This is a genomic window from Bacteroides sp. An279 (genome assembly GCF_002159615.1).
In the GTDB taxonomy this organism is placed as follows: Bacteria; Bacteroidota; Bacteroidia; order Bacteroidales; family Bacteroidaceae; genus Phocaeicola; species Phocaeicola intestinalis.
Genome location: NZ_NFJA01000003.1, coordinates 1 through 18,415, shown reverse-complemented (window position 1 = coordinate 18,415; position 18,415 = coordinate 1). Strand labels below are relative to the sequence as shown.

Sequence of the window (18,415 nt, the reverse complement as noted above, 5' to 3'; positions counted from 1 at the left end):
TTCACTTATATTCATTTGCAGGAATGTAATCATTAATCACTATTTTTTTACTCCAGTTGCAATTCTATATTTCCGATGGGATTTATTTCTCACATGGTCTGCTTGATCGTAAGTGAAAACATTGATTCTTCTTTCATTGTTAGAAAGTTTCATGATGACAAGAAAAGGGGGCTAAATAAAATGAAGATAATTTTAAAATCATTTTACATGCTCTAAATCTTTTGCTGAAATGGACACGCTGGCACATCCCAAACAATCTATCACAATCATTATCTTGGAATTTCCATCAGAGTCAACAGATGCATAGCCGACTAATCCTCTTAACGACCCGCGTCTCACCCTAACTTTATCTCCTTTCCGAATAGTCAAAGGCTCCATCGTGATTTCAGAATCTGCATTTCCCAACATAAACTTGAATTGTTCAATCTGTTCATCTGGTATAATAGCAGGTTTATGCTCACCAGGAGCCGTCAAGAAACGATATATAAACGACAAGTTACGAACTTTCTCCAATTCTTTAGTTGTCAATTTAACGAAAATCATCATAGGAATCACCACACGCTCCACTTTTTTCCTGCGGTCACTCCATTGATGCATTTCTATTTGTATGGGAAGAAAAGTCTCAAAATTTAACAACTGCAGTTTTTTATTCGCTGTCTTTTCACAATTCATCTGAACCAGAGCGACAAACCAATGCTTTGGACATGCTTCGCTTTCGTCTGTCACATTTCCGACAGGCGAAACCGAATGAATTTGACCACATATCTCCATTGCTTTTCGCATTTAAACTTTCGTCAATTTATCCGAAAGAAATAGATTGACACTCGCAAATGTATGTAAAATATAGATAATCTAAAAACATTTTACACTAAAATAATCGATTCCTGCTAAACAACACACCTAATTATTACAAATATAAATCATCTGATAGCATATAATATTGAAAAACAAATTATTTTATATCATATCTATTTTCATATAAGCCTACACAGAGGCAAAAGTGTGTAAATCTGCATTTTTTACATATCTATCTCGTTATGTATAAAGAACTTATCAAAAACTAATTAAAAATATATACATCATATATCATTGTGTTACTTTTACATATTTATATAGACACCAAAGAATAATAAGAGTTCGTTTAAATTTTGCTCAGGTTAATTTTTCGAATTGTTTTCGAGGATGTTTTTCTGATTTTATGAGGAGGATAGCGGGCTATCTGAGGAAAAAAATCGGGAAAACAGGCCGGAAACAAACGAAAAAGGACCTGATAGAATATTACTTTATTGGAAAATTTAAACGACAGGCTCTAAGATAAATGACAGACTGCACCCCAAGCCCAAGCACGAACAGGTATTCCACTGCCCAATAAGCTGCTAACGGAACATTACGATGGCTTAATCCCCATAAGCAAAACAGATAAACAATGGTTGTTGTCAGTTGAAAGACAAATACAGTCCGCGTTGCTCCTGTTCCTGTCGCTGCGTTCAGATAAACATAGCCGGGAAGTGCAAAGAAGTAATTCAGCAGCATAACCATAAACGGCAACCATGCAACTTGTACGATAACCAGATTTTCTGTGTAAGCCCCGATGATGTGTTGGTGAAAGACCAAGGCAAGAACAATCAATGGGATACCTGTCACATATCCTAAACGGATAATTTTGTGACAAAGCGGGAAGATTTTTCCCTTTTCACCTGCTCCAATCAGGTTGCTCACCAAAGAACTGGTAACACCAGCCAGCGCATTGACGATAACGGAAAACAGGGCGGAAACACTTCTTACAATATTCGATACAGCCAATTCTGTTTCTCCCAAATGCTCGATAGCCAAGAAGAACAGAAACCAAATGGCTACACTGACAAAGAATTGGAGCATGCTCCATACCGAGATAGAAAATATTTCTTTTAATATCTTTATCTCAATGTGCCAGCGTAAGCCATATACTTTTTCATCAATATGCCGGAACAGATATATTGTCAATACTACCAGCGAACACATTTCGGCAAACGAAGAAGCTATGGCCGCTCCTGATATGCTCATATCGAATCCGAATATCAGGAGCCAATTCATCGGAATATTCACCAGTACGGCTGTGAAAGCCGCCATGTTCAAGGCTTTTGTCTGCGTAATGCCTACTAAAAACGAACGTAAGGCTAGGAGTGGGAAAGAGAATAACAATCCCCAAATACGCCAATTCAGATAACATACAGTTGCGTTGTAGACATCGTCTGAAGTTATCAGATGTTTCAGCAGAACTGGAGAAAGTATTTGAGACAACAGGCAAAGGAACGCCGCTAGCATCAGCAAGAAAAACAGTCCTTGAAAGAATGTTTTTCCTGTTTCTTCATACCGTTGTTCTCCGTTACGGCGGGCGATTACTACCTGTAGCCCTAAACTGAACCCGAAGCCGAGCATATAGATAGCCAGATACCAGATTCCGGCAAGTGCGGATGCTCCAAGTTCTACGTCGCCTACGTGCCCCAAGAATAAGGCATCAGTAATGTTTATCAGTTGCTCGATAAGGATGCTCATCATTACAGGAAAAGCGATGAGCCAAATATGCTTATATGTATAGTTCATTGTTCAACTTGATATGATGCGACAAGTCCTGCTGCACGTAGCGGCATGACACATCGCATAATTATAAATTTGGAATAATGGCAAAACAAGAAAGGACAAACCTGTTATAAGCCTGTCCGTTGCTGAATAGCTATGACTGAAATGCTATCCGTTAAGCGCAGCTATATGCACACTTGCCATTTCATAGGATTGAACAATTGGTATTTTTCTGTTAGTTATGCGAATCAGGAGTTAAAAGGGAGTTATAGGTAGTTATCGCCCGTCGGTGCGGGCTGGGAGTTAGATGCCAATACCTTTTGCGCCGTTTTCAGAAGCAAGGCTATTGGCCTTTAACTCCCGAACGAAGTGATAACTCCTGTGAAACTTAACTACGTTTAACTCCTGACTGGCATTAGTTCCGCAAAGATAGCATTTGTTCTTGATTATACCACCAGACAGTTGATTTCTTTTTGCAGATTCTCCAAAAAACACGAAGCATGTGCCCCATCCATCTGTGTATGATGAAACTGGAAAGAAACAGTCAGTTTCAGTTTCCATAAATGCCGTTTGTATTTGCCCCAAATCAGAAACGGATTATTGAACACTCCGCTGTACATACCTACCGCTCCGTCTATTTCATATTGCACAAGGGCAGATGTGCCAATCACCATGCAGTCCGTCAAGTCATGATTCTGACAGCTTTCAGCAACTTGCCTGGTCAGCCGCAGGTAATCTTCATTGAATTGTTTCAGGTCATTAGAAAAAGGAATGTCGCAGGAGCTTATTTCTCCTTCTCTATTAGCCACAACGGCACAAACGGCAAGGTTGTCATATTCTATCAATTTTTTACCGACCGGAAGCATATAGAACTCTTTGATATGGCGTGCTGCCCGTCCGATGCACCAGCACATCAGCATATTGAACTTTAATCCAGTCCGTTTGCTTATCCGGGCAAGGCGGGTTACATCTATGGTCTTGAAAAAGGTGAGCATGGGCATGGGGGCATCTATCCACATTTCAAATGCGTATGCACGGGTCGTTTCTTTCGGATTTACTTCTTTCATTTCTATCATTAATATAGTATAATAAGGGCAAAGGTAAGTAAGATATTGGACAATGGATAGAACAAAAGGGACAATATGTTGGATAACTCAGGTTCATAAAAGGATTCCCATTCAATTTGCAGGCGAATGGGAATCCTATATTATATGTGTATTTTATATGAGGTTGTTATTAGGTAAATTTACTGGCTTCAGCCCCATTTCCTCAGCTTTCTTCAGCATGAAACGGAAAGCTGCATCGTGTTCGTTAGGGATGAGGCCGTCAAGGATGGCATCTTTGATGGCACTCTTCAGATCACCTATTTCACGGCAAGGATGTAGGGCGAATATCTGCATGATTTCCTCTCCGTCTACCGGCGGCTGGAAATTACGGATACGGTCTTTTTCTTCCAAATCCTTCAATTTTTGACGTACTAATTTGAAATTGTCCAAGAAGCGTTGTTTACGGGCTTCATTTTTCGAAGTGATGTCGGCTTCACACAATGCCATCAGGTCATCGATATCATTACCTGCCTCGAAGAGTAAGCGGCGCACGGCAGAGTCGGTCACAACATCATCGGCTATCACAATGGGACGCATGTGCAGTCCTACCAGCTTCTGTACATACTTCATCTTTTCGTTCATCGGGAGTTTCAGGCGACGGAAGATTTCAGGTACCATCTTTTCTCCTATGTAGTTATGGTTGTGGAACGTCCATCCCAGACGTGGGTCCCAACGTTTAGTGCGTGGCTTGCCGATGTCATGCAATAGGGTTGCCCAACGCAACCAAAGATTATCCGAAACCTTGGAAATATTGTCCACCACCTCCAGGGTGTGGTAGAAGTTATCTTTATGTCCACGTCCGTTCCGCACCTCTACACCTTGTAGAGCTGTCAGTTCGGGAAATATCAGTTCCAGCAGGCCACAGCGGTCCAAGTCGACGAATCCTTTCGACGGTATGGGTGAAAGCAAGATTTTGTTCAGTTCGTCTTTGATACGTTCGTACGAAATGATTTTGATGCGTTCGCGGTTGCGTTCCAGGGCATTGAATGTTTCTTCATCGATGTAAAAATTCAGTTGGGTAGCAAACCGGATGCAGCGCATCATACGCAATGGGTCATCGCTGAACGTGATATCCGGGTCGAGCGGTGTGCGGATAATCCGTTCTTTCAAGTCTTTCAGCCCGTCAAAAGGGTCTACCAGTTCTCCGTATCGCGCCTGGTTCAGACAGACCGCCATGGCATTGATGGTAAAGTCACGGCGGTTTTGGTCATCTTCCAGTGTACCGTTTTCTACTACGGGTTTGCGGCTGTCATGACTGTATGATTCTTTCCGTGCCCCTACAAACTCCACTTCGGTATCGAAGTATTTTACTTGTGCGGTGCCGAAGTTACGGAATACCGATACGTGTGCCTTGCGTCCCAGTTTTTTGCCCAAGGCTTCGGCGGCCTCGATGCCGCTTCCTACTACTACTACGTCAATGTCTTTCGAAGTCCGGTTGAGGAAAATGTCGCGTACGTAGCCTCCTACTACGTAACATTCCAATCCCAGTTCATCGGCGGTTTCGGAAATCAAGTTGAATATTTTGTTGGTAAAATGTTCCTTCAGATTCATTCTTAGTTGATTTTCGTTTCGTTTTTTGTGTTCAAAACTCGTAAATAGCGTGCAAAATTACAAAAAATAGGGGAGCTTTACCGAATATGAACCGATTAAATTGTATTTTTGTTTCATGAAAGGAGATTGATAATGATAAAAAATGAACACGGAGATACGACTCTCTGGAAAATTTCCTTTGTATTTCAAGTGAAAAGGCGATGCCGGACGTTTTATTTACAATGTTTTTGCATTTGCCTGTCTCTGTGTTCGGATATTAAAAACTGATGCGTATGAAAAAGATGATGGTAGCGGCTGTGTGCCTGGTGATGTTCCTTGCGGGGTGCAACAATGATTCGAAACGTGCAGGAGAATTGTTTCAGCGGGCTGAGTTATCGTTTGCCTCCGGAAACTACAACCTTGCCAAACTGCAGATAGACAGTATCCGCACGCTTTATCCCAAGGCTGTGGATGTGCGTAAAGCAGGTGTCCGCCTGATGCAGCAGGTCGACCTGCACGAACAGCGCAAGACGCTGGCTTACCTGGATAGTATGATGCAGGTGAAGCAAGCTGCGCTTGATTCGATAAAAGACCGTTTCGTGCTTGAGAAGGATACTGCCTATCAGGAGATCGGCAATTATTTTTATCCTACACAAGTGGTAGAGAAGAACATCGGGCGTTCGTTCTTACGGGCTCAGGTGAACGAGCTGGGCGAGATGTTGCTTACCTCGATTTATTGTGCCGGTGGAAGCATACACCATACGGCAGTAAAAGTGAGCACAGATGGTGACCTGTTTGCCCAGACTGCTCCTTCGCCCGACAGTTATGAGACGACCGATTTGGGACGTCCAATCGAGAAAGCCGACTATCGGGTAGGAAAGGATGACGGGGGGGTAGCCGCCTTTATCGTTGCCAATCAAGACAAACGCCGTTTCCGGCTGGAATTTATCGGTGACCGAAATTATACAACTACGATGCGTACCGATGATGTGAAGGCTATAGCGGCTGTTAGTGACTTGGCGCGTATTCTTTCGGCAATGGAACAAATCCGTAAAGAACAGAACGAAGCAAACCTGAAGCTGAAGTTTGTCACCCGTAAGATGGAAGAAGCGGAAAAAGCTGGCAAGGAATAATTCCCAAGTACAACAAACTGTTCAGGACCGCTTTTCTTAAGCCAGAATACACACTTGATCCGGAGTGTCTCTGTCACTTATTAGTCCGCTTCACGATAAAGATGCTGGCTTCGTAGAGTAGGGACATCGGGGCAGCTACCAATATCAGGGTAATGGCATCCGATGTAGGCGTAATGATGGCAGATATGACCAGTGCAATGATAATGGCATGTTTGCGGTAAGTACGCATGAAAGTAGATGTAAGAAATCCCAGTTTGGCGAAAAGCCAGGCAAGGATGGGAATTTCGAACGTGATGCCCAGCATCAGGCTCAGCATAGTCAGAGTGTCTATGTATGAACTGAGCAGAATCGCATTTTCTACTTCCGCACTGACCTGATAAAGGGCAAGGAAGCGGAAAGTAAAAGGAAATACCAGAAAATAACTGAACAGTACGCCTAGCAGGAACAGTATGTAGCCCCACATTACTACGCGTAGGGAATAACGTCGTTCGTTGGCATAAAGGGCAGGCGAGACAAAACGGAACAGTTGATAAAGTATGTAAGGCGAAGCCAGCACAATGCCTGCATAGAGCGATACGCTCATGTGGGTAAGAAATTGCCCCGAAAGTTTGGTATTGATAAGCTGTATATGAAAATCTGGGACGGATAATCCCGGAATGTGTAAGGCGTTTCCGATACGGTCGAACCATTGGTAGACAATGAAGTCATTCTCTTTGGGTGCAAGGATGATGCTGAACAGTTCGTCTTTGAAGCAGAAGGCGGCAAGCATGAGCACTCCCGTCACGATGATGATGCGGAATAGCACTTTCCGCAATTCATCTACGTGATCCCAAAAAGTCATGTTCGATGCATCGTTCGTTTTTGTGCTATCCCCTTTCTCTTTCATCATTTGTCTTTATCGGTATTCGGTTGGGTGTTTTCGTCTTTCTTTGTGTCTGCCTTTAAGTCTTCTTCCAGCCCGTTTACACCGTCTTTAAAGCTTTTCACGCCTTTGCCCAGTCCTTTCATCAGTTCAGGAATCTTCCTTCCGCCGAAAAACAGCAACAGAATCAATACGATGACAATCAGTTCTTGCATACCGATGCCCAGGAGTAAGAGTGTAGTGCTCATATTTCTTGCTTTTAATGAAATTTCGGCGACAAAAGTAACAAATAAATCAAAGAAGGGAGTATAAAGGCAAGTGTTTTTAATAAAAAATAAAAAACGAGGCGGAAAAACAGAAGATAGTGGAAAAACGCCGGTTCGTGTGGATTTTCCATGAAAGAATCAATCCGCATGAATCGGCGTAAATCAGTGTTTCGATTTTAGAGGTTGTTTTAGAAGCGTGCAGCAACTTTTGTCCAGTCTATCAGTTTCCAGAATGCTTCGATGTATGCAGCCCGTCGGTTACGATAGTCGATGTAGTAAGCATGTTCCCATACATCAATGGTAAGGATGGGCTTCATGCCTCGGGTCAGCGGGTTGCCTGCGTTCGGTTCGGAAAGGATGCAAAGTTTCTTGCCGGCATCTTCTGCCAGCCATACCCATCCCGAACCGAAGAGAGTGGTAGCTTTTTGGGTAAACTCTTGTCTGAATGCTTCTACCGACCCGAAGTCCTTTGCCAGTTTATCTGCCACCGAGGCAGGTATGTCTTGAGGTTGTGCGGTCAGTGTTTCGAAAAAGAATGTATGGTTCCAAGCTTGTGCGGCATTGTTGAAAATGCCTCCGTCGGCTTTGCAGATAATGTCTTCCAGACTCATGTCCTCGAAGGGCGTTCCGGCTATCAGTTTGTTCAGATTGTCCACGTAGGTTTGCAGGTGCTTGCCATAATGGTATTCTAAAGTTTCTTGGCTCATCAGTGGAGCCAGTGCTTCCATCGTGTAGGGAAGCTGAGGCATTGCATGTTTCATGATGTTTGTTTTTAAAGGGTTTATATATTATCAACACGGAAAGATACGAAAAAGTTGTGGCAATCCGTATATTCTTTGTCATAAATTTCCAGATTGTTATGTAGAGAGGTTTGGCAAGTGATGCAAATCAGCAACCAGCACCTCCAGCCAATTCTCGTTAACCTAAAAATAACATTGCGATAACATAGTGTGTGAGAACAGATGCTTACTTTTGCGTCAGTAAAACTTAAATGAGAAATATGAAAGCTAAGCATGTGAATCGTATGCAGATGTTGGTCATCTTTGCGTGGGTATATCTGTTTGTCAGATGTGGTTATCGTCCCCTGAAACAATGGCTTGTTGATGGTCAGGTAGTTTGGAACACTTATGAATGGAGGTATGAATTGGGAGCGGCACTCGGTTCACTTCTATTCATTGGTATAGTCTATATGGCAATCATTTGGGGATATCCGTGGTTGAAACAGGTGTTGGGAAACTCTTCGGATTCTGCAAGAAGATAAGAACTGTTTTTAAAGAAGATAAGTCTATGAAACAATAGTAATCAGTAAGTTGTATCATTACGAAAAATGCTGAACGGGCACAGAGGTATGTTTGGATATTATGTCAGGTTACGCCTGCAGAGCGGAGGCAGGTTGCTGAAGGAATTGGGCATTGTGCGGAGCGTGTTGCTGGTTGGGCTGCTCGTCCTTGCCGTAGCGATATTGTGTAAGGTAAAGACAGGCTGGATGCTTCCGGTTGCCTGCCTGCTGGTGATAGGCGCTTATCACCAGGCAAGGAAGGACAGGGAATTTTTGCGCAGGTTTACCGATAATGTGTCGGTTTTCTTCTGCTACGAATACCTTTTGCTAAGCCTGCCTTTTGCCGTAATAGCAGGGATACGGGGCGAATGGCTGATAGCTTTGTGCATGCCGTTGGGGATTTGCCTGTTGCCTTTCGTGCCTCCTGTCCGTTTCCGGATAACCCCCATAAGGTTCGGATTCCTGTATGCCGGCAATATGGAATATCTCCGGATGTTCCGTCGCATGAGCTGGCTATACCTTATTGTAATAGGTATGTCGGCATTGGGATGTCTGAACGGCAATGTACGGGTGGCAAAGGTGGGCATGTTGGTTTGGGGCATTATACAGTCGGGTGCCTACAGCTACGTACCCGATGCACATCTGTTGCAGAAGTTCAAGAGTTATCATATCCTGCAGAGGGAATTATGGAAAGCGAATAGCTGGAATGCATCGGTGCTGTTCCTGCCTTTCGGGATGATGTGCCTTGCCGGAGGGTTCCGGGCAGAAGGCGTACTGTTTTTCTTTTCCTGCCTGACATCGGGTATTCTCTATCTGCAAAGCATGGCGTTGTTCCGTTGGGTTTGTCCGGTAACTGTCGGTATTGCGGTGATGCAGCTTGTCGTATGTATTCCTTTGTTTGCATGGACTTGTTTCGCCTGGGTGGGCTGTCTGGCAGAATTGACGGTCGTGGGAATACTTTCGTATGCGGTATGGATAAAATGGAAAGCTATATGGAAATAATACGTGTGGAGAATATGTCAAAGTCGTTCGGGCACGTAAAAGTGCTCGATGATGTTTCGCTGGTTTGCGACTGGGGAAAAGTGTATGGACTGGTAGGGGACAATGGATCAGGAAAGACAACTTTGTTCCGTTGCCTGACGGGGATGGCTTCGTATGAAGGCATGATTCGGAAAGGCGAGTGGGTGACGGTAGGTTATTTGCCAGCCGATAATTTCTTTTATCCGCTGGTGACGGGATACGAATACATCGAGTTTTGCCTGCGGGCATACGGGAAGAAGGTCAACCGGAAGCAAATAGATTACTTGAATACAAAAATGTTCCGTCTTCCTCTCGGCCGCTATGCTTCCGAATATTCCACAGGAATGCAAAAGAAGTTAGGCTTTATGGCGGTCTGTCTGCAAGGCCCCGACCTTTATATCCTGGATGAACCGTTCAATGGCATTGACCTGAAAGGATGTATCCAGATGAAGCAACTGATACGCAACCTGAAAGCACAATGGAAAACCGTCATCGTATCTTCGCACCGGCTGGATGCCTTGCACGAGGTGTGCGACACTATCTATTACCTGCGTGAAGGCAAGCTGCTGAAAAGATTCGCCTGCGGGTCTGTTGAAGAAATCGAGCGGTTTATTCTGCACGAAGAAGAGGAAGCGTGAGTGTTTTTCACCACAGATTACACGGATTGAAAAAAACGGAAACAGTTTTTGAATGAATCAAAGAAGGACGTTGCGTACATTTATACAATCAGGAGTTAAAAGGGAGTTATAGGAAGTTATCGCCCGCTGGTGCGGGCTGGGAGTTAGATGCCAATACCTTTTTGGCGCCGGTTTCAGAAGCAAGGCTATTGGCCTTTAACTCCTGAACGAAGTGATAACTCCTGTGAAACATAACTACGTTTAACTCCTGATTCGCATAATTAATCCCTCAATACGTTCACTACATTTCAGTTTCCGCTTAGGTTATATTATCGATGCAAGCGGCATTCCTTTTATGGTTTCCATATCAAAACCGTACGTTCTCCAATTGAAAACCGTACGTTCTCGATATGGAAACCGTACGGTTTTCAATTGGAGAACGTAAAAGTAAGACTGCTTAAAGCAGATTATGAACCATTCAATCATGTATTGGTTCATATTCGGTCAAATAAATTTATCGGGGAAAACGGAAACATCAAGCCAAGAAAAACTTTTTGGAGAAATTCAAAACAGCTTCTTAACTGTTCGAAACTTGCCACTCCGTAAGGGATGCCTTTCACTTTTTCCTTTTCCATACCAGAATTGTTTTATGGGTTTATCGTACGACAAAGGTACATTTTTTCACCACCGATTATACAGAAGGTTGTTTTTTGTTTGATACCAGCTGCTCACGTCTGTAGCTCTATGCTGTAAGTCCCGTTAACCTAAAGATAACATTGTGATAACATAATATATGGAGACAAATACTTATCTTTGTGCTGTTAAAAGAAAGATTGTTTAATAAAATAGTAAGAAAAACTTATGAAAAGATTTACGAAATTTATTTGTTTTGCCTTGGTGGGATGCTGCATGCTTCCTTTGGGATTACGTGCACAGCAGATGCCTCCTGTACCAGTGGACAAGAACGTCCGCATCGGAAAACTGGACAACGGACTGACTTACTACATCCGTCACAATAACTATCCGGAAAATCAGGTGGATTTTTATATTGCCCAAAAGGTAGGGTCTATTCAGGAAGAAGAAGACCAGCGCGGACTGGCTCACTTCTTAGAGCACATGTGTTTCAACGGCACCAAGCACTTCCCCGGCAATACGTTGGTATCCTGGCTGGAATCGATTGGTGTGAAGTATGGCATGAACCTCAATGCCTATACAGCTGTCGACGAGACCGTGTACCGCATTTGCGGAGTGCCTTCGGAACGCATCGGCGTGCAGGACTCCTGCCTGCTGATTTTGAGCGACTGGGCAAACGGTCTGTTGCTCGAAGACAAAGCCATTGATGAAGAACGTGCCGTGATTCATGAAGAGTGGCGCAGCCAGATGCCTCCCATGCAGCGTATCTTTGAAAAGACATCACCGGTTATTTTCCCGGATAGCCGGTATGGCAGCCGTTCTCCTATCGGACTGATGTCTGTTGTCGACCATTTCCCTTATCAGGCTTTGCGCGATTATTACGAGAAATGGTATCGCCCCGACTTGCAGGGAGTCGTGGTGGTAGGCGATGTGGATGTAGACCGCATCGAAGCGAAAATCAAGGAACTGTTTGCGCCTATTGAGCTTCCTGCCCAGCCTGCTGAACGTGTCTATTATCCGGTAGATGACTTTACCGAACCGGTGATAGCCATCGGGCAGGACAAGGAGCAGGGCAACTCGCTGGTGAAGTTCTATTTCAAGTATGATGTATTGCCCGACTCGCTCCGCAACACGATGCTGGCGCTTACCACCGAATACATGCTGGACATGGCGGACATGATGATGATGTATCGCCTGCACGACATCTCCACCCGGCCGGATGCTCCGTATGCTTTGGCGCAGGGACAGCATGGCGACATGGAGTTGTGTAAGACCAAGAAGGCGATGGCATATATTGCCGTGCCGAAAGGGAGCGACACCGAACCGGCTATGGATGCGGTCTATCGGGAAGTGTTGCGTGCCAAACGCGGAGGCTTTACCGCTACCGAATATGCCCGTTGCCGTTCTGAATACCTGTCGCAACTGGAGCAGGCATACAATAACCGCAATCATCAGGAGAACCGGAAGCTGGCTGAATCTTATGTCCGTAACTTCCTCGACAAGACACCGATTCCGGGTATCGAGAACGAGTATCAGCTGATGAATATGCTCGCCAATCAGATTCCGGTAGAGGCGGTCAATCAGATGTATGCCCGGTTGCTCAACGAACGGAACATGGCTGTTCTGATTGCGCTTCCCGAAAAAGAAGGTGTCGTTTGTCCGGATGCCGCGGCCCTGAAGGCTTCATTGGCACAGATAGATGCCGAAGAGATTGCCCCGTATGTGGATAATGTAAAGAATGAGCCGCTGATAAGCCAGCTTCCGGCAGCCGGAAAGGTAGTATCGGAAAAAGCGCTTCCCCAGTTTGGTGCCAAGGAATGGATGCTGTCGAACGGGGTGAAAGTGATTGTGAAGAAGACCGATTTCAAGAACGATGAAATCGTATTCCGTGCTACGGCTAAGGGGGGTACGTCGGTTTATGGCGACGAACTGGTTAACGATTTGCTATTCATGCCTGTCGTGGCTGCCCAGCATGGTTTAGGCGAGTTCACCTTTGCTGATTTGGCAAAGCAAATGGCAGGAAAGCAAGCGATTGTCAATATCGAACTGGACCATTACGTGCGCAATGTCAGCGGCAATGCCACTCCTAAAGACCTGAAGACCCTTATGGAATTGATTTACCTGAACTTTACGCAATTGAATGTCACCGCCGATGAGTTTACGGCATTGCAGAACCTGTTGAAAGGTGTGCTTCAGAACCAGGAATCCAATCCCCAACTGATTTTCCAGCAGAAATTGAATCAGTTTATGTATCAGTCGCCGCGTATGCAGATGCTGGATGCGGCGGATGTCGACGGGGCGAACCGTGAGCATATCCTGAAGATAATCCGCGAACAGCTTGCCAATGCTTCCCAGTTTACTTTCGTGTTCAGTGGAAACTTTGATGAGGCAGAACTGAAAAGCCTGGCAGAACAATATCTGGCTTCGTTGCCGTCCGACCCGGCACAGAAAGCAGAAATCAAGCGCATCAGCGGGATTGGAGTGACGGCAGGCGAAAAGACCGAAGAGGTGAAACTGAAAATGGAAGTACCGCAGGCGTATGGCGGTATCTTCGTAAGCGGAACTGTTCCTTATAGCTTCAAAAACCAGATATTGGCATCGATGTGTGCCCAGCTGATGACTGCACGCCTGCTCAGCGAGGTAAGAGAGAAAGAAGGGGCTACTTACTCCATTTCTACCAGCGGTGTGCTGGAACGTACTTCGGATGTGCCTTTGGTATATCAGACTGTGTTCCCGATGAAGCCGGAGAAGAAAGACCGGGCGCTGGAGATTATCCGCAACGAATTTACGAAGCTGGCGCAACAGGTAGATGAAGCCGAGCTTGCCAAGGTAAAAGAGTTTATGGTAAAACACTTTGCCGAAATGGAGCGCACCAACAGTTATTGGTGTGGTGAGATAGCCGGCAACGAGCTGCTGCCTTCCGAATTGCCTGCCGATACCAAGGCGGTGATTGAAGCGATAGGCGCGGCGGATATCTGCGGCTTCATGAAAGAACTGGAAGCCCAGCAGAACTACCGTGTATTTGTGGTGATGCCGATGTGATTTTAGTTAACTAGTTGACCAGGTACTAGGTGACTAGGTTTTAAAAAACAATACTTTATCAAGTATATAGTCTTGCTGATGTTTACTAATGTATTTAATATCTAGTCACCTAGTACCTAGTCACCTGGTCACCTGAATAATTACCTTGGAAATAATAATGCAAATTCGGTGAACTCTCCTTCGATGCTGGTGACGAATACCTTTCCTTCGTGGGCATGCATCACTTGTTGTACGAAGTTCAACCCTAAGCCGAAGCCGGAAGGTCTGTTCTTGTTCTTCTTCCGTCCGGCTGCGGCACGCTCGTATTTGTTGAAGATGGTGCGCTGGTCGGCCTCCGAGATGCCCAGACCGTTATCGTGCACCTTGATGACGGTGTATTTCTCGTTCAGTTCCGAACGGATGCGGATGTCCACTCCTTCGGGTTTCGAATACTTGATGGCGTTGTCTATCAGGTTACTCAATATTTCTTCCAAGTATTCCTTGTCGGCATATACCGCCGGAGTCTTCAGGTCGGCGGTGAAGCGGACGGGCTTTTGCGCCTTGGCGGTAAACTTCACGGTCAGGTTCTCTACCATCGGTTCCAGAGGTACGTCTTCCCGGTTCATTTCCAGCTTGTGGCTTTCCAGCTTCGACAGGGTGAGCACCCTGTTGGTAAGGGTCAGCAGGTGGTCCACTTCGTTTTCGGCTATGGTGTAATATTTCTCTTTTGTCTCGGGTTTGTTGTCCAGCCTTCCGCTATGCAGGAAATAGAGTGCGGTGAAAATGGAGCTGAGTGGAGTCTTCATGTCGTGTATCATGGCATAGGTAAAGTCTTCGCGTATCTGGAAAATCTTGTTCATACGCGCGATGATACGGATTTGGTAGATGATGCAGGAGATGACAAAAGATAAGATAATCAATGTGGAGATAATGAGAAGCCCCATGCGTTCAAAAATGTATTTGAAGGGATTTTCCAATATAATTTGTACTCCTTGAGAGAAATCTAATCTTGTTGGGATAATATCGGATTTAATAAGTCCTAATTGGAATAGTTTATGCGTATTACTTTTATCGTAAATCTCTTTTGTCTTAGGATTGACATTGCATATAACATAGTCTGCATTTATATCTTTTTTATGTAGATAAACGCCTGCAATGGAATCTATTTCTGTTATTGAATATTGAAGCCCCAATTTGTATATTCCTTCATATAAATATGTATTTGAGGATATGGAGTCATTTTGTGGGCCACCTAGAATTTCGTAACCGTCAGGAATATGGGATGATATGATATTTGTTTCTTCATATAGTGCTGTATCTAAAATGGACGTACATTCTTTTTGGATGTCATTTCTAATTAAGGTGTATACATTATATAGCCACACCGCCTGCAAAGCCAATGCCCCGATAAGTCCTAAGAAAGTCAATGCGCTTAGGCCTGCGAATCGCCGGTTCTTTTTATCGGCGAAAAACTCTTTTATCTTTTTCTTGTCCATAGCGTGTCATGTATCTTGTTTTCTGTGGCAAAGATACAATTATCCGCGAAAAAATCCCCGTTAACCTAAAGATAACATACCGATAACCTAAAAGGAAAGACGGAACACTTACCTTTGTCATATCAAAATAAAACAAAAGTATCACATTAAAATAGAACGTATTATGAAAACAATGAATTTGAAAAAAGCAGCGAGTGTAATGGTATTGGCAAGTGTAGCAACAGTGATGAGCGCACAGACTCCGGAGAAGTTGTTCAACGATGAGTTGGCGGGCAAGCGTGTGACGGTGCGCGAGGTATGCGCAAAGACCGATATGGGGTACGTGAAATCGGTGCGCAGCGAAATGGTTTACTCGGATAAAGGCGAACTGCAGAGCAAGGACATCTACCGTTGGAACGAAACAAGCCAAAGCTGGAAACTCTCCCGCAGCTATGATTACGCCGCCGAAGGCATCCGCTTTACCGATTACGAACGATGATGGTTTGTTCACCACAGATTATACGGATTGAAAATAATTAATAGTGAACAATTAATAGTTAATAACGACAAGCACAACTTTGGGTTATTTATGATTCGCTCTTAATTGTAACTTAATCTGTGTAATCTGTGGTGAAAAAGCTCTTATTCCGTTACCAGCATCAGCCCGATGCCCCGCACGGTTTTTATTTCGATATCTGCATCAGATTCGAAATGTTTGCGAAGCTTGTTGATAAACACATCCAGGCTGCGCGAGGCAAAGAAGTCGTCTTCCGTATTCCAGAAACGGCTCAGAATAGCTTCGCGGCGCACCACTTCGTTCTTGTTCTCGGCAAGCAGCTGCAATATCTGAGCTTCCCGTTGGGTCAGCACTTGAAGCTTTCCGTTTGTATCATTGCGTAAAGTGGCATGGGCGGGTTCCAGCGTATAGTGCCCTATTTTGAGGCAACCGTTTTCCGAACGGCTTTTCTCTCCGCTCTTCATCTTTAGGATGGCATGAATATGGGCGTCCAGTTCATCGGGTACATAGGGCTTTTTTACATAATTATTTACCCCGAACCCATATCCTCTCCGTACGTCTTTAGGAGAAGTCAGAGCCGAAGCAAAAAGGATAGGGGTATCACCATCGGTCTCCCGGATGCGTTTTACCATTTCGAATCCGTCCATTTCAGGCATATCAATATCACTGATAATGATGTCGGGTCTGTGCTGTTCCCAGGCTTCCAGTCCCTCTTTTCCATTGGCAGCGGTACACACATCGTATCCGCCTATCAGTTCCTGCAGTCCGCTCTGTACGATGTAGCACAGGTTGGGATCGTCTTCTACCAACAAAAGTTTAATCATAATCCTTGTTTTCGTTCAATTTGGCGGTAAAGATAACGATTATCCTGTCAAATAAAAAGAGAATATGCTCCTTTTTCCAGACTTCGTCACTCAAAAAAGCAGGGAACAGGTATGCCGAACGGCACGTACAGTAGTGTAATGAGGCAGGAAAACAAAAGCAGGAAGAAAACGATTTCGTTTTCCTCCTGCCCGGTTATTTTTTCTTACCGAAATGATAAAATGCTATTGTTTATGAGCAACGCAATACCTGACCGATGCGCAAGGTTGTGGTACGCTTAATGCCGTTCATCTTACACAGACGGTCGATAGATACGTGGTAAATCCGGGATATACGTCCCAAGGTATCTCCCTTGCGTATCTTATGATAACGGATAGCACCACCTTCTGCAGGTGAAGATTCCGCGTTCTCGATTTTCTTCCCGCTCTTCAAGTTTGCCAATGCACGTGTACGCTGGTACGGATAACGGTTTGCGTTACGGATAAACAGGTAACTGTCTGCCACAATATCCTGTTTCGGAAAATCAAACATAAATTCAGGATTAATCACCTCGCCCAAGAAACGGGTTTCGAAATGCAGGTGCGAACCAGTAGAACGTCCGGTATTGCCTCCCAGACCTATCACATCGCCAGCCTTTACGTATTCGTCTTCTTTCACCAGTTGTTTGGAAAGATGACCGTAAATGGTCTCCAACCCGTTGTCGTGACGAATAACCACATACTTGCCATAACCGCGACGTTCATACTTCACCATACGTACTTTCCCGTCGAAAGCCGCCCGAATGGTATCGCCGATATATACTTTAATATCTAACCCATTATGCATACGACGCCAGCGCGGACCGCACTTTGAGGTAATCTTCGTATGCGTAGTGGGCATGCAGAAACCGGTTAAATCAATTCGGAATGTATCTGGGACTTGTACCGTATTGCCATAAGCATGTACACGGTCGTTCTGCCAGTTTGGATACAGATTATAGGCAGGATAAACGGCTTGTTCAGCCTTGATTTGGCGAATCAGCGCCAACGAGTCTACAGCTTTCAGCTTTCTGTCGATAGGTGCCTGGCGTGCCAGCAAGTCCTGCCCCGATACGTTTACGCTCACCAGCGCCAACGCAGCTACCGCTACTGTTCTAATACATTTTAAAATCATTATATGCCTTTCTTCTTTGCTTGTATTCATCAGCCGGATTTCTCTTTTTCCGACTAAGGCCAGAATATCATTTATGGTTAATTAATCAGCTAATTCGAGCATCGTGTAAACATACGGATGCTTGCTTTTGTTCAAAAAGCGTTCCAAATATAGCTTTTTTTCTGTAATGTAGAGTTAGCAGTTAACTATTTTTTATGTATTTTTATGCTACAAATAAACCTTATTGATCTATTTATGTTTCACAACATGTATTTTATGCTTATTCGGATAATCTTCTAGGGAAAGGCGTGAATGAGACGGAAAGCATGTAAGAAATAGAAGCTGTTTTGAATTTCTCCAAAAAGTTTTTCTTGGCTTGATGTATCCGTTTTCGTGTGTGCTTTGGGCGATTTTTTGGTCCTTTTCGCTCCTGTTCTTCGTCAG

Annotated in this window: 17 protein-coding genes; 6 read left to right on the top strand and 11 right to left on the bottom strand. The window is 44.5% G+C overall.

Annotation, left to right across the window (positions count from 1 at the left end):
- Window positions 1-198: 198 nt before the first annotated feature.
- The 4 genes from B5F78_RS01035 to B5F78_RS01020 form a co-directional block, all read right to left on the bottom strand.
- Complete coding sequence (locus tag B5F78_RS01035; protein ID WP_087248468.1) at window positions 199-783, bottom strand: UpxY family transcription antiterminator; 585 nt, start codon at window positions 781-783, stop codon at window positions 199-201.
- Between the two features lie 495 nt (window positions 784-1,278).
- Entirely contained in the window at window positions 1,279-2,583 is a 1,305-nt protein-coding gene (locus B5F78_RS01030) for an MATE family efflux transporter (RefSeq protein ID WP_087405725.1), read from the bottom strand.
- 422 nt (window positions 2,584-3,005) lie between these two features.
- Window positions 3,006-3,626, bottom strand: a complete 621-nt coding sequence (locus B5F78_RS01025; protein ID WP_022041141.1) for a CatA-like O-acetyltransferase, family 2 — start codon at window positions 3,624-3,626, stop codon at window positions 3,006-3,008.
- A 153-nt stretch (window positions 3,627-3,779) separates the two neighbouring features.
- Window positions 3,780-5,216: a CCA tRNA nucleotidyltransferase gene (locus B5F78_RS01020; protein WP_022041142.1), complete on the bottom strand. Its 1,437-nt coding sequence runs from the start codon at window positions 5,214-5,216 to the stop codon at window positions 3,780-3,782.
- A gap of 272 nt (window positions 5,217-5,488) precedes the next feature.
- On the opposite strand from B5F78_RS01020, the gene B5F78_RS01015 reads away from it, so the two are divergent.
- Window positions 5,489-6,328 (top strand): hypothetical protein, encoded by an 840-nt coding sequence (locus tag B5F78_RS01015; RefSeq protein WP_087405756.1) that lies wholly within the window; start codon window positions 5,489-5,491, stop codon window positions 6,326-6,328.
- Between the two features lie 73 nt (window positions 6,329-6,401).
- On the opposite strand, the gene tatC is transcribed toward B5F78_RS01015, so the two are convergent.
- The 3 genes from tatC to B5F78_RS01000 all read right to left on the bottom strand — a co-directional run bounded on the left by tatC (window position 6,402) and on the right by B5F78_RS01000 (window position 8,217).
- Window positions 6,402-7,217, bottom strand: a complete 816-nt coding sequence (gene tatC, locus B5F78_RS01010) for a twin-arginine translocase subunit TatC (RefSeq protein WP_225226292.1) — start codon at window positions 7,215-7,217, stop codon at window positions 6,402-6,404.
- Window positions 7,214-7,438: a Sec-independent protein translocase subunit TatA/TatB gene (locus B5F78_RS01005; protein WP_087405724.1), complete on the bottom strand. Its 225-nt coding sequence runs from the start codon at window positions 7,436-7,438 to the stop codon at window positions 7,214-7,216. The genes tatC and B5F78_RS01005 overlap by 4 nt, the downstream gene beginning before the upstream one ends.
- A gap of 206 nt (window positions 7,439-7,644) precedes the next feature.
- A complete protein-coding gene (locus B5F78_RS01000) occupies window positions 7,645-8,217 on the bottom strand; it encodes a superoxide dismutase (RefSeq protein WP_087248462.1) in 573 nt (190 codons plus the stop codon).
- Window positions 8,218-8,456: 239 nt separating this feature from the next.
- On the opposite strand from B5F78_RS01000, the gene B5F78_RS00995 reads away from it, so the two are divergent.
- The 3 genes from B5F78_RS00995 (at window position 8,457) to B5F78_RS00985 (ending at window position 10,393) form a co-directional block, all read left to right on the top strand.
- Window positions 8,457-8,717 carry a hypothetical protein gene (locus B5F78_RS00995; protein ID WP_022041147.1) on the top strand — a complete coding sequence of 87 codons (261 nt, stop codon included), beginning with the start codon at window positions 8,457-8,459 and terminating at the stop codon, window positions 8,715-8,717.
- Window positions 8,718-8,804: 87 nt separating this feature from the next.
- The gene (locus B5F78_RS00990) at window positions 8,805-9,737 is read left to right on the top strand and encodes a hypothetical protein (protein ID WP_087405723.1); all 933 of its coding nucleotides are present in this window, start codon (window positions 8,805-8,807) and stop codon (window positions 9,735-9,737) included.
- On the top strand, window positions 9,728-10,393 hold the full coding sequence (locus B5F78_RS00985; protein ID WP_239473369.1) for an ABC transporter ATP-binding protein: 666 nt from the start codon (window positions 9,728-9,730) through the stop codon (window positions 10,391-10,393). The genes B5F78_RS00990 and B5F78_RS00985 overlap by 10 nt, the downstream gene beginning before the upstream one ends.
- A 473-nt stretch (window positions 10,394-10,866) precedes the next feature.
- Here B5F78_RS00985 and B5F78_RS17020 read toward each other — a convergent pair whose 3' ends face one another.
- Entirely contained in the window at window positions 10,867-11,007 is a 141-nt protein-coding gene (locus B5F78_RS17020) for a hypothetical protein (RefSeq protein ID WP_162608462.1), read from the bottom strand.
- Window positions 11,008-11,233: 226 nt separating this feature from the next.
- On the opposite strand from B5F78_RS17020, the gene B5F78_RS00980 reads away from it, so the two are divergent.
- Window positions 11,234-14,047, top strand: a complete 2,814-nt coding sequence (locus B5F78_RS00980) for a M16 family metallopeptidase (protein ID WP_087405722.1) — start codon at window positions 11,234-11,236, stop codon at window positions 14,045-14,047.
- A gap of 140 nt (window positions 14,048-14,187) precedes the next feature.
- On the opposite strand, the gene B5F78_RS17720 is transcribed toward B5F78_RS00980, so the two are convergent.
- Window positions 14,188-14,970 carry a sensor histidine kinase gene (locus B5F78_RS17720; RefSeq protein ID WP_241148248.1) on the bottom strand — a complete coding sequence of 261 codons (783 nt, stop codon included), beginning with the start codon at window positions 14,968-14,970 and terminating at the stop codon, window positions 14,188-14,190.
- Between the two features lie 715 nt (window positions 14,971-15,685).
- Between B5F78_RS17720 and B5F78_RS00970 the strand changes: the two genes are divergently transcribed.
- Window positions 15,686-16,000, top strand: coding sequence for a DUF3836 domain-containing protein (locus tag B5F78_RS00970; protein WP_087405720.1), 315 nt, complete (start codon window positions 15,686-15,688; stop codon window positions 15,998-16,000).
- A 143-nt stretch (window positions 16,001-16,143) separates the two neighbouring features.
- On the opposite strand, the gene B5F78_RS00965 is transcribed toward B5F78_RS00970, so the two are convergent.
- Window positions 16,144-16,842 (bottom strand): response regulator transcription factor, encoded by a 699-nt coding sequence (locus tag B5F78_RS00965; RefSeq protein ID WP_087213181.1) that lies wholly within the window; start codon window positions 16,840-16,842, stop codon window positions 16,144-16,146.
- Window positions 16,843-17,071: 229 nt separating this feature from the next.
- A complete protein-coding gene (locus B5F78_RS00960) occupies window positions 17,072-17,992 on the bottom strand; it encodes a peptidoglycan DD-metalloendopeptidase family protein (protein ID WP_087213194.1) in 921 nt (306 codons plus the stop codon).
- Window positions 17,993-18,415 lie beyond the last annotated feature (423 nt).